The following is a 12267-nucleotide window of genomic DNA, read 5'->3' as shown; positions in this document are numbered from 1 at the left end:
CGCTTTTTTTATTTCAAAGTTTTCGCGCAGTTTTCAACCATTCCTGATATAGTCGCGCCCCTGAATATACTCGCCGCTCAAACGGCACTGACAACGAGACTCTCCCTGTGACGAATCAAGTATTCTCAACACTTCCGTTGAAAGATGAATTGCTTTCTACACTCAATGACATTGGCTACAAAACCATGACGCCAATTCAGGCCCAGAGCCTACCTTCCATACTTGATGGGAAAGATGTCATCGGTCAGGGAAAAACAGGCTCAGGCAAAACAGCAGCTTTTGGTCTTGGATTGCTGAACCGACTCAACGTTAAACGTTTTCGCGTTCAATCACTCGTGCTCTGCCCTACCAGAGAGCTGGCCGATCAAGTCGCCATTGAAATCCGCAAGCTGGCACGTGGTATTCATAACATCAAAGTGCTGACACTGTGTGGCGGTGTTCCTATTGGCCCTCAAATTGGCTCACTGGAACATGGTGCGCACATTATTGTAGGCACACCTGGCCGTATTCTGGACCACATGGAAAAAGGCCGCCTATCTCTGGAAGAAGTGAACACTCTGATTCTGGATGAAGCTGACCGCATGCTGGAAATGGGTTTCCAACCTGCGCTCGATGCTATTTTTGACCAGGTACCTTCTGACCGCCAAACGCTGCTGTTCAGTGCTACTTATCCGGCGCAAATCCAAAGCATCAGCAAACAAATCATGGCAAACCCAGTGATGGTGAAAGTGGAATCAAACCATGATGACACCAGCATTACCCAACATTTCTACCGCTGTGCAAATAATCGCGAGCGTATGGAAGCACTTCAGCTTCTGCTGCTGAAGCATCAGCCTGAAAGTGCGGTGGTGTTCTGTAACACCAAGCGCGACGTGAAAGACGTGGCTGCAGTACTGGATAACGAAGGCTTCTCTGTGGTTGCGCTACATGGTGATTTAGAGCAACGCGACCGCGACCAAATGCTTTTGAAGTTTGCTAACAAGAGCACCAACATCATGGTGGCGACGGATGTTGCTGCACGTGGTTTGGACATCGAAGCATTAGATGCGGTGATTAACTACCACATGGCGTTCGATACCGAAGTTCATATTCACCGCATCGGCCGCACGGGTCGTGCAGGCAGCGAAGGTGCTGCGTATACCTTCTTCGGTGATGAGGATGGTTACCGTGTTGCATTGCTGGAAGATCATCTTGAGCGCGATATCAAACCTTCAGCGTTGCCGGATTCCAGCGTATTGAACAACGTGCCGCGCACTCCTGCCATGGTGACACTGCACATTGACGGTGGTAAGAAAAGCAAGGTTCGCCCCGGTGATATTCTTGGCGCGTTGACCGGAGAAAATGGCATTGAAGGTAAACAAGTCGGCAAAATTAAAGTCACCGATTACCGTTCTTATGTTGCCGTTGAGCGCAACGTGGCGAAGAAAGCCTTGAAGAAACTCTCCAGCGGGAAAATCAAAGGTAAAACCTACCGCGTTTGGCAGCTTCGCTAAACCCAATAAATTGAAAAAAGCCGTCTTAACGACGGCTTTTTAGTCTCTCTAATATGTATCTAGGGTCTGCTGACCTTTAGTATCAGCTTGGCAGGAATTCTTCTGACCAGCCATCACTCAAAATACCTTTGTCTATCAAACTCTGGATATCTGACTCACCAAATCCAAGCTCACCTAAAACTCTCCGGCTAGAACGCCCGAAACGTTCAGTTTGCGGGGCTGCGATAATCTTTGCTTCTTTCGGGCGAATCGAATAGTGATCAACCATGGTCGTTACATAGCCACTAGGGTGTTCGTCATGGGTCGAAAACGCATAACTGCCAGAATCAAACCCAACCTGCCCATCTTGTGGGCGGCTGTAACGCTTTCTGAGCCATTCAATGCTGCGTGTTTGCGCTGCCGCAACATCTAACTGGGATAGTTTATTAAGCCAAACATCATTAGGTTTACGTTTGAATTGATTCGCAAGCATGGCCTTGCGCCCTGCCTCGTCGCACGTAGAAATACCTCTGAGCTCTTCAAGCATTTCGAGTTTATTGATATCGGCTTCCGTCGCATCAAGATATAGCCAGCCATCATGAGTTTGATAAAAGTGTGACAAGGCATCATAACCCAATGCTTCACGACCAGATGGCTCATCGCGCGGCGGCGCACCTTCGTAATCATGACTGTATTTAATCTGTGCCAAATTGGTCGTCGATGACAGTGACGTTCTGGGGCGCAGTACTTGTCCTGTTTTCGCCCGCACATACAAAGCAACCGACATCGCGAGCCCAGCAGCGAAACCACAATTCACATCCAGCGTTCCAATATGAGCATGTTCTTCCGGTGTTTCCGCGCCGCCAAAGCGGGTCATGATGCCACTGTTTGCTTGAATGATATCGTCATAGCCAATGTAATCCGTTTTCTCTCCGCGCTTAGGCCCTCCAAGACAATCCAAGCGGCAGAAAATCACGTCTGGGTTAATCGCTTTTAAGCGCTCTTCGTTCAACCCTAGTGGTTCAACCTGGCGTGAAGGCGCATTGATAACGACGATATCGCAGGTCTTCACCAAAGCTTCGAAAATGGGTTTGCCTTCGTCAGTCAGCATATCGAGCAGCAAGCTCTTCTTCCCGATATTGGAGAGATAACTGAAGAACACACCAATCAGCGGATCATACATTGGCTTGGTCGGATCCAGTTTGATTACTTCTGCCCCAAATCGCGACAAAAACGCAGTGGAATGTGGCCCTGCAATGACGTTTGTCAGGTCGAGAACACGAACGCCCTTGAGCCATTGGCGGTCGGGTTCGACATTGGGCGAAGCTCCGCAGTTCTTGGGCAGTCCAGCTTGGCTAAAAAGCCTTTCCGCATCGTGATATTCAGCAAATTTCCGCGGGACTATCTCGCATAGCTCTTCACCCAACTCTTCAAACCACACCAGAGGGCCGGGCTGTTTCATTACTCCATATTCAGGATCATTCACTTCTACGATAAGGCCGCTTTCCAGCGAATAAGGTGCATTGACCCACTCTTGCGTCGAGCGGTGCGGTGCGCCTGGAATTCCCCCTTCGCCAAAGAGCTTGCCCCATTCTTCAGATGTTTTGGTGATGAAGACACGCTTCATTTTCTCAGAGATTTTGGCAGCCCAGTTCGCAGGTAAAGGGTAAACACCAATGGACGTTTCAGCTTCCCATTGAGAATGCGGAAGATAGAGGTTTTCGACGTCTGGTAGACCTTCAGCCACCAGCTCATCATAAATGCCAGCAAGCTCAAGGCAGCGACGGGCATGGTTACGGTGTGACGGACAGACCACATAGAAATAGCGGCCATCTTTGCATTTGTAGGTACGAAAAAAGGGGTCGAGGTACTCTTGAAGCTCATCGTAGGAGACGTCCATAGGGAGCCCTGCGTCGCGGCGACGGGCAATCTCTTTTTCCCGCATCGTGTGGTAGCGCTCTGGCATGCCCTCAATATTGATGGAGTTGTAAGAAAGGCCTTCCATCAGAGCAGCAGCCACTGGCACTTCAATATGATCTCCTTGGCCACTTTTTTCTCTATCAAACAGTGCCAATGAAACACCACTTGCCGCCAACATGGTAGCGTATGCAGAACCCAGCGTGAGTGGGGAAAAGCTCGGATCACACCCCATTAATACCCGGTTGTAACCCATATCGTTAAAGGCGCCAGAAGAAGCAGCAATCACAGCTTCCGTTGCTTTCCATTGTTTGCGTAGTTGGTCATTGGAAGCGAAGCCAGGCAGAGAAAGCGTAATCAAGCTGGGGTTTGTTTCACGCAGGGTGTCTAAATCGATACCCAGCTTCTTCATAGTGCCAGGACGGAAGTTTTCAATGATTACATCAGCCTGTGAACACAAGGACAAAGCCCTATCGAGATCCAAGCCAGATTTTAGGTCCAGCCGAATATTGGTTTTATTCCGATTAAGAACAGCGTTGGCCGAATGTTTCCAAAGTGGTCCGTTAGGCGGGTCAATATGAACCACATTGGCCCCTAAGTCGGCAAGGATCATAGCGACGGCTGGGCCAGAAACATACTGACCAAAATCGACAACATTTAGACCTGAAAACGGCAATGCATTTCTCATTTATCTCGCTCCTTGCTAAAGAGACATAATCATTGAATGAGAACCACCGAAAGGTGAATTCATTGCCGGATGTTAATAACTTTAAACTTTAGCGACCATTAATTTAAATTTAGTCTCGTCATAAATTTTTTAATGCAACTAGGAATGACTAGTTATAAAGTGGGCGATGTATATTATTTACTTCATCGTTATTAACCTCTTCCATCACCCAGTCAATAAAAGCTTCAGCATGAGGATGTAAGAAACGGGATTTGTGATTAACCAAATAGAAAGCTTCTGTTGTTAAAACTTCCTGTTCAAATAAGGAGATAAGCTTTTCACTTTCGAAATACCCTTGAAGTAAACTACTCCTCCCCAAAACTATACCACCGCCGTTAGCCGCTACTTCAAAGGCATTGATTAAAGTATCAAACTGACTGCCAAGGTTAAATTCGGTGTATGGCATACCAATCGACTGAAACCATCTATTCCAGCCGTCTTCGTAACCGATAACGTGTATCAGATTTTCATTGACGATATCTTCAGGAACGGGTTTTCGTTGGAAACGGGAAGCGTAGTTTGGGCTGCAAACCGGTTGGAGCAGATCCCATGTAAGCCTGCGAGCTTCATACTGCTGCCATCGGCCGTTGCCGTAGATAATCTCTAGATCACAATCAGGCGCCTTCTGTTGGCTGTTCACCCAGATATTGCTGGTGATCTTCAGGTTGATATCCGGATACCGCTCATAAAAATCGGGCAAACGCGGAGCGAGCCAGTTAACAAAAAAGACAAGATTAACTCTAACATTCAGTAGCTTATTTCTTCCTTTACCAAACAGCTCGTCAGTCACCTCGTTCATTTTCTCAATAGATTCATGAAGCACAGGTAAGTACGCCGCGCCTGCTTCAGTCAACTCTAAACCTCTCGGTAACCTGACGAAAAGCATAGTACCGAGCTGGCTTTCCAGTGCTTTGATCTGCTGACTCATAGCGGCCTGCGTTATGTGTAATTCCTGTGAGGCATGGGTAAAGCTAAGATGCCTTGCCGCAGCTTCAAACGACCTAAGCCAGTTCAGCGGAGGTAGCCGTTTCTTCATGTGTTGTGTTCCTTGCATCATGTTAAAACCAACCGGTTTTTTTGAGAAAAATCCACCTTGCCGACATCAAAAAGTGCCGACTTTTCATTTTTATAAATTCACTATGTACACCCAATCAACACAGAAAGAAATGGTCAAAATGTAAAAATAGTGACACACAGCTTTAATGCATAATTATTTTTATACCAATGGCTATAAATTTATTAATTGATGGAAAGCATTGAATTGTGAAAGGTTACTACCTCAAGTAAAACACGTCCTACTTACCCAAATGCGACATATATAAGTCGCAAATAAGTAAATTTAAAACGTAGAGAAGGAAAATTAATAAAAACCATGGCTTTTATTAATTTGCTAGCGTTTTAGAGAGGAGCATTGCAATCAGATCAGAACTTAATTCTATAGAGGGAAGCAATATCTTCATCGCACTTACATTCCCAGTGGTGACCCTATATAGCGCCATTACCCGGAAACCAGATACCAATACAGTAGGAGCCTTAAAATGAGCACTTCAGTTGCTATGCCACGGATGATGGAGTTCGGCGAAGACGCAACCAAACGGCTGCCGGATATCGTGAAAGGATTTAACGCATCTCGCGTCCTGATCCTTACAGACAAAACCATGGTACAGATGGGCTATGCCGCCATGGTGACAGAACTGCTGTCGGAAGCTGGGATTCAAAGCCATATCTACGCTGATACCATTCCGGAGCCAACCTCACAATCGATTGAAGAAGCGGTCTCAGTGACACGCGATAGTCAAACCGACTGTATTGTCGCCCTTGGAGGCGGCAGCGCCATCGACAGCGCCAAGGCGATTAGTATGCTTGCCAGCCACGGCGGCATTATGCGTGACTACAAAGCCCCTCGCATCGTCAATGAAACCGGTATTCCGGTGGTAGCAATTCCGACCACAGCGGGTACTGGCTCTGAAGTGACCAAGTTCACTATCATCACGGACTCAGAAACCGACGAAAAAATGCTCTGTATTGGCCTGGGCTTTCTTCCTGTCGCTGCTTTGGTGGACTACAAATTGACCATGTCCCTGCCCCCTCGTATTACCGCGGATACAGGGATAGACGCACTTACTCATGCTATCGAAGCTTACGTGAGTAAGAAAGGAAACCCGTTCAGTGATTACAACGCCTTGGAGGCAATGCGCCTTATCGCTCCAAACCTTCGCAAGGCCTATCACGATGGCCAAAACGTTGATGCGCGTCAGAAAATGATGATGGGTTCCACGCTCGCAGGCATTGCCTTCTCCAATGCCTCAGTTGCCTTGGTTCACGGTATGAGTCGGCCTATTGGCGCGTTTTTCCATGTACCACATGGATTGTCCAATGCCATGTTGCTGCCAAGTATTACCGCCTTTTCCATTCCGGCTTGCCCTGAACGTTACGCGCAGTGCTCGAAAGCGATGGGATTGGTTGATGAGTCTGCCAGTGTTGAAGAAGCCAATAGCCGCCTGAAACAAGAGTTGCTGGCACTCAATGAAGAACTGAAAGTCCCCTCTTTGGAAGAGTTTGGTGTTGCAAAAGGTGATTTTGACGCCGTGCTCGACACCATGATTCAGCAGGCTTTTGGATCCGGCTCTCCAGGGAATAACCCAAGAGTGCCTTCTGAAGACGAGATGAAAACACTCTACATCAGCCTCTGGAAATAGGAGAAAGATAAATGACGGATATCGGGCATTTGATCAGTGGAGAGATCAGAGAAACTTGTTCCAGAAAGCAAGCAGTGTACAACCCAGCAACGGGTGAGCACGCAAAGGATGTATTGTTAGCGCCCGTTGAGCTAGTAGATGAGGCAGTCGACATCGCAAACACTGCGTTCCCTGAGTGGCGCAACACACCAGTCATTAAACGCACGCGTATTATGTTTCGATACAAGCAGTTGCTCGAAGACAACAAGGAAACCATTTGTCGATTAATTGGTGAAGAGCATGGGAAAATTAAGCATGACGCAATGGGCGAGCTTCAACGTGGTATCGAAAATGTCGAATATGCTTGTTCCGCCACTGAATTGTTGAAAGGTGAGTTCAGCAAAAACGTCGGCGCAGGTATCGACTCTTGGTCTGAGCACCAGCCACTCGGTGTCGTTGCGGGTATTACCCCCTTCAACTTCCCCGCCATGGTACCGCTTTGGATGTTCCCTATGGCATTGGTTTGCGGTAACTGCTTCATCCTGAAACCGTCTGAACGCGACCCTAGCGCAGCACTATATATAGCTGAATTGCTAAAAGAAGCTGGATTGCCAGACGGTGTCATGCAGGTCATTCAAGGCGATAGAACCGTCGTAGACAGACTGCTTGAAAGTAAAGGCATAGAAGCCGTCAGCTTTGTTGGCAGCACGCCGATTGCGCAATATATCTACGAGAAGGCGAGTCAGGCTGGCAAGCGCTGTCAGGCTCTCGGCGGCGCGAAAAACCACGCGATTGTCATGCCAGATTGCGACATGGAAAACGCAGTGAACCAGCTGCTTGGTGCTGCATTTGGCTCTAGCGGAGAGCGCTGTATGGCACTGTCTGTGGCAGTAGCAGTCGGTGATGATGCGGCTGACAGATTGGTCGGTAGTCTCGCAGAGAAGCTTTCATCACTGCGCGTTGGACCCTTCTACGACAACGACAACGATTTCGGCCCTGTGATCACTCAAGAGCACAAAGAGAAAGTCGAAGCTTATATCGCTTCTGCCGAGAAAGATGGCGCAAGACTTGTGGTTGATGGACGAAACCCTGAAGTGAAAGGCTATGAGAATGGCTTCTACGTCGGTGCAACACTCATCGACAATGTTCGACCAGACATGGTCAGCTATCAGGAAGAGATCTTTGGCCCAGTGCTGCAGGTCGTTCGCGTGAATTCCATGGAAGAAGCCATGACACTCATCAACGAGCATAGATATGGCAACGGCACATGTATTTTCACCCGTGACGGTGAAGCGGCGCGTTACTTCTCAGATCATATCAAAGTGGGCATGGTCGGGATCAACATTCCCCTGCCCGTTCCTGTGGCTTATCACAGCTTTGGCGGTTGGAAGCAATCACTCTTTGGTGACCTGCACGCGTATGGACCAGACTCCGTGAAGTTTTATACCCGACGCAAAACTATCACCCAGCGCTGGCCTTCGGCCAGTGTGCGTGAGAGCACTTCATTCTCTATGCCAACGCTATAATTTGAAAACACAAAGCAAAAAGAGCTGCCAATGGCAGCTCTTTTCTTAAGAGGCCTATTCTCTTTGACCTCACGCGTTGCCTTTAACCTGCAATTGTAGAGAAGCAGCAAAGTCCAGCATACGGTTTAGTGGAATCAGAGATTTCACTCGGATCGCTTCGTCAACGAAGATTTCATGCTCTTCGCCACCTTCACGCAATGCCAGTTCGATGGCCTTCAAGCCGTTCATTGCCATCCAAGGGCAATGCGCACAGCTTCGGCATGTTGCACCAGCACCGGCGGTTGGCGCTTCAATCAACTCTTTTTCCGGCACCATCTGCTGCATCTTGAAAAAGATGCCTTTGTCTGTGGCGACAACAAGTTGCTTGTTTGGTAACTCTTTCGCTGCTTTGATCAGCTGGCTGGTCGAGCCGACAGCGTCTGCAAGCTCTACAACACTGGCTGGGGATTCTGGGTGAACAAGAATCGCAGCGTCTGGGTAGACAGCTTTCATGTCTCTCAACGCTTTTGCGGAGAATTCATCGTGCACCACACACTCGCCTTGCCAAAGCAGCATTTCTGCCCCGGTCTTATTGGCGATGTATGAACCTAAATGGCGGTCAGGACCCCAGATAATTTTCTTATCTTCAGCATCGAGATGTTCAACGATTTCCAACGCAATAGATGAGGTAACCACCCAATCCGCACGAGCTTTAACGGCTGCAGAAGTATTGGCGTAAACCACCACAGTATGGTCAGGGTGGGCATCGCAAAATTCGGTGAAGCGATCTTCTGGGCAGCCCAAATCCAATGAACACTCTGCTTCAAGCGTTGGCATCAGAACGGTCTTTTCCGGAGTAAGGATTTTGGCGCTTTCGCCCATAAAGCGAACGCCAGCAACCAGAAGGATCTTGGCAGGGTGCTTGTTACCAAACTTCGCCATTTCCAGAGAGTCACCAACGAAACCACCTGTTTCTTCGGCCAGCGCCTGGATTTCAGGGTCGGTATAGTAGTGAGCAATCATCACCGCATCTTTTTCCTTAAGCAGTTGCTTGATGCTCGCGATGTAGTCAGTTTTCTGTTGCTCGGACAAGGCCTCCGGCTTCGGAGGGAAAGGATATACTGTCTCTGCAGTATTAATAATCTGGCTCATCAACTTACTCAGATTTGGCTTCCAATCCGATCATTATACCCAGCTTGGTATCGAGTTTTCATCTTTTATGACAGATCGTTTACGCCGAAATGCGTCTTTTTAGATATAAGAAAGCCAGCAATCATGCTGGCTTTCTTAAGCGACGCTTTTAGAACTTATTGGCTCAACTGCTTCTCAGCTTGTTTTGCCGTGGTTGTGCCGGGGTATTCCTTCACAACTTGTTCAAAAAGACTTTTCGCCGTTGCGGCTTCTTTCTGGCGCTGAGCAATGATACCTAACTTCAACAGTGCATCTGCACGTTTACTTGATTTCGCAAACTGGCTGACTGCTGTAAAGTTTTTCTTCGCATCATCTAACTGGCTTTTTGAGAAGTACAGCTGTCCCAGCCAGTAGTGCGCGTTTGGCTTGTAAATTGACTGAGGGTATTTCGCTAGGAATGCGTTGAACGCCTCTGTCGCGCCTGAGTAGTTCTTCTCTTTAAGGATGAGATTTACTGCCGCATCATATTCCGCATTCTCAGACTGATTCGCCGAGTAATTCTCCGTTGAAGCATTTTCTTGAGGCTTAGCTTCAACAGCAGGTGCAGGTTTCGCATTTCTCAGCGAATCAATCTCACGGTAGAGATCGCGCTGACGTTCCAGCATCTGATTTAATTCGTAATTGTTTCTTTCGACCGTGCCACGCAACTCGTCGAGTTCGCTCGCCATCTGGTCCAGTTGGCGCTGCATGTCGATTTGCATCTGGTTTCGAGCTTCCAGCATTCGCTCCAAGCGCTCAACAGAGCTACCACTACCGCCCAACTCAGTCACCGGAGCAGGTGCGGCAGCCACAGGGGCTGCCGCACTCACCAGTAACGCCAGCGATAGAGCACGCAAAGTGTTACTGTTCATAAGATTTACCTTTAATTAGTAAACCAGAACCGCACGACGGTTCTTCGCGTAAGCTTCTTCACCCTGGCCAAGAACCAGTGGCTTTTCTTCACCGTAGCTTACGATAGAGATTTGAGATGCTGGTACGCCCAGTGCTTGCAGGTACTTAGCCACTGCATTTGCACGACGCTCGCCCAGCGCGATGTTGTACTCAGGAGTACCACGCTCATCAGCGTGACCTTCTACAACCACTTTGATGTCTGCGTTAGCGCGCAGGAATTCTGCGTGTGCATCCAGCATATCTTCAAACTGTGGCAGAACAGAGTAGTCGTCGAAGCTGAAGTAAACAGTTTGAGACTGACGCAATTCGTTGTTACGGATCTCTTGCTCAGTCAGGCCGCCTTGACCGCCATCTACTGGAGTCACAACAGTAGTTTGTGAACCGCTGTTAGTTTCGGTGCCAGTGCTGTCGGTAGAGCTGTCGCTTGAGCTACATGCCGCCAGAGTAAACATAGGCAGCGCTACAGCCAAACCCTTAAGTACTTTATTAACTTGCATCTTGTTTTCCTTATATCAAATAAGCGCAAATATTTATTGGAACGGGGACCATGCTGGGGCTCTCACCCGGCCATTGGTAGCTGGTAGTCTTGCTTTGAAGCGTCCATCAATGGACACCAAAGAAAGCACGTTATTACGCCCGTAAACTGAGCTGTAAATGACCATACTGCCATTTGGCGCCAGGCTTGGAGATTCATCCAACATAGTTTTCGTTAGAATCTCAACAGCACCCGTTTGCAAATCTTGTTTTGCAATGTTGTAGCCTGAGTCCGAGCGGTGAACCATCACCAGGTATCTACCATCCGGGGTAAGCTGACCGCCGAGGTTCTGGCTACCTTGCCAAGTAATCCTATTGGTAGAACCGTCGGCTAAATTTACTCGATAAATCTGTGGTTTACCACCCCGGTCTGAGGTAAAGATCAAAGACTGCCCATCTGGATCCCAGAATGGTTCGGTGTTATTCGCACGGCCTTTGGTAATCTGGTCCATCTTGCGGGTCTTCAAATCCAACACGTAAACCTGAAGGCTGCCAGTTTTCGACAGTACCATCGCCAGTTTGCTGCCGTCCGGAGAGAAGCGTGGCGAACCGTTGTGACGTGGGAATGACGAAATCATTTCACGTTCACCGGTGTAGATATTCATCAGGAAAATCTGCGCCTGACCGTTCTCGAAACTCACGTAAGCCAATTGCTTGCCATCAGGAGACCATGCTGGAGACATCAACGGCTGTTTGGAACGAAGTACCAGCAATTCGTTGTATCCATCGTAGTCCGCAATACGAAGTTGGTAAGGGTGTTCAGCTTTGTCGTCGATAACCACGTATGCAATGCGCGTCAGGAATGCACCTTTTTCGCCCGTTAGCTTTTCATAAACCAAATCGGAAATACGGTGGGCATATTGGCGAAGCTGTTTATCACTAACCACTTTGCGGTTGTTCAACAGCAGGTGATCTTTAGTCAGCACCAATTCGCCAGTTGCAGACAGCCCTTTGCTTTGACCGCCGGTTAACTGGCCGCGAACGATATCAATCAGTTGATAATTGATCAGGTATTTGCCATCCGCCGTTGGGCTGATGGTGCCTGTAACCAGCGCATCCACACCCATTGCAGTCCAGTCGTTAAAGTCCACCTGCTCATCGTTGTATGGCGTTTGTGGCATTTTGTCGGTTGGTACTGGGCTAAACTTGCCGCTTCGCTGTAAATCCGAAGCCACGACCGCTGAAACATCCGTAGGAAGCTTGCCCTCACCTTCCCATTTGAAAGGAACAATGGCAATTGGGCGCGCGGAGTTTACCCCTTCGGTGATGACCAGCTTCAACTCTGCATGTGCAGGTTGAATCACGGCTAGCATCATCACTACTGCTCCGAAGAGTACTCGTTTCAACATGAA

9 protein-coding genes are annotated in these 12267 nt (G+C 48.4%); 3 read left to right on the top strand and 6 right to left on the bottom strand.

Annotated elements, in window-relative coordinates:
• The first annotated feature begins 107 nt into the window (after positions 1-107).
• A complete protein-coding gene (gene dbpA, locus K6Q96_RS05715) occupies positions 108-1493 on the top strand; it encodes an ATP-dependent RNA helicase DbpA (RefSeq protein WP_251878533.1) in 1386 nt (461 codons plus the stop codon).
• Positions 1494-1575: 82 nt separating this feature from the next.
• Here dbpA and K6Q96_RS05710 read toward each other — a convergent pair whose 3' ends face one another.
• Both K6Q96_RS05710 and K6Q96_RS05705 read right to left on the bottom strand, forming a co-directional pair.
• Entirely contained in the window at positions 1576-4077 is a 2502-nt protein-coding gene (locus K6Q96_RS05710) for a CoA transferase (RefSeq protein ID WP_251878531.1), read from the bottom strand.
• 148 nt (positions 4078-4225) lie between these two features.
• Positions 4226-5152, bottom strand: a complete 927-nt coding sequence (locus tag K6Q96_RS05705) for a LysR substrate-binding domain-containing protein (RefSeq protein ID WP_251878529.1) — start codon at positions 5150-5152, stop codon at positions 4226-4228.
• A 502-nt stretch (positions 5153-5654) separates the two neighbouring features.
• Here K6Q96_RS05705 and K6Q96_RS05700 point away from each other — a divergent pair.
• Positions 5655-6815: an iron-containing alcohol dehydrogenase gene (locus tag K6Q96_RS05700; protein ID WP_251878528.1), complete on the top strand. Its 1161-nt coding sequence runs from the start codon at positions 5655-5657 to the stop codon at positions 6813-6815.
• An 11-nt stretch (positions 6816-6826) separates the two neighbouring features.
• Positions 6827-8320: a CoA-acylating methylmalonate-semialdehyde dehydrogenase gene (locus K6Q96_RS05695; RefSeq protein WP_251878526.1), complete on the top strand. Its 1494-nt coding sequence runs from the start codon at positions 6827-6829 to the stop codon at positions 8318-8320.
• 69 nt (positions 8321-8389) lie between these two features.
• On the opposite strand, the gene nadA is transcribed toward K6Q96_RS05695, so the two are convergent.
• The 4 genes from nadA to tolB form a co-directional block, all read right to left on the bottom strand.
• Positions 8390-9451: a quinolinate synthase NadA gene (nadA, locus tag K6Q96_RS05690; RefSeq protein ID WP_251878524.1), complete on the bottom strand. Its 1062-nt coding sequence runs from the start codon at positions 9449-9451 to the stop codon at positions 8390-8392.
• 155 nt (positions 9452-9606) lie between these two features.
• Positions 9607-10341, bottom strand: a complete 735-nt coding sequence (gene ybgF, locus K6Q96_RS05685) for a tol-pal system protein YbgF (protein ID WP_251878522.1) — start codon at positions 10339-10341, stop codon at positions 9607-9609.
• Between the two features lie 15 nt (positions 10342-10356).
• Positions 10357-10878, bottom strand: a complete 522-nt coding sequence (gene pal / locus K6Q96_RS05680) for a peptidoglycan-associated lipoprotein Pal (RefSeq protein WP_251878520.1) — start codon at positions 10876-10878, stop codon at positions 10357-10359.
• A gap of 33 nt (positions 10879-10911) precedes the next feature.
• Entirely contained in the window at positions 10912-12264 is a 1353-nt protein-coding gene (gene tolB / locus K6Q96_RS05675; protein ID WP_251878518.1) for a Tol-Pal system beta propeller repeat protein TolB, read from the bottom strand.
• Positions 12265-12267 lie beyond the last annotated feature (3 nt).

It is taken from the genome of Grimontia kaedaensis, assembly GCF_023746615.1.
Lineage (GTDB): Bacteria > Pseudomonadota > Gammaproteobacteria > Enterobacterales > Vibrionaceae > Enterovibrio > Enterovibrio kaedaensis.
This window is presented reverse-complemented; position numbering and strand designations above follow the sequence as displayed.

Excerpts from the sequence above, each read along its gene's own strand:
- K6Q96_RS05710 (WP_251878531.1), bottom strand. The coding sequence starts at position 4,077 with ATGAGAAATGCATTGCCGTTTTCAGGTCTAAATGTTGTCGATTTTGGT.
- K6Q96_RS05705 (WP_251878529.1), bottom strand. The coding sequence starts at position 5,152 with ATGAAGAAACGGCTACCTCCGCTGAACTGGCTTAGGTCGTTTGAAGCT.
- K6Q96_RS05700 (WP_251878528.1), top strand. The coding sequence starts at position 5,655 with ATGAGCACTTCAGTTGCTATGCCACGGATGATGGAGTTCGGCGAAGAC.
- K6Q96_RS05695 (WP_251878526.1), top strand. The coding sequence starts at position 6,827 with ATGACGGATATCGGGCATTTGATCAGTGGAGAGATCAGAGAAACTTGT.
- nadA (WP_251878524.1), bottom strand. The coding sequence starts at position 9,451 with ATGAGCCAGATTATTAATACTGCAGAGACAGTATATCCTTTCCCTCCG.
- ybgF (WP_251878522.1), bottom strand. The coding sequence starts at position 10,341 with ATGAACAGTAACACTTTGCGTGCTCTATCGCTGGCGTTACTGGTGAGT.
- pal (WP_251878520.1), bottom strand. The coding sequence starts at position 10,878 with ATGCAAGTTAATAAAGTACTTAAGGGTTTGGCTGTAGCGCTGCCTATG.
- tolB (WP_251878518.1), bottom strand. The coding sequence starts at position 12,264 with ATGTTGAAACGAGTACTCTTCGGAGCAGTAGTGATGATGCTAGCCGTG.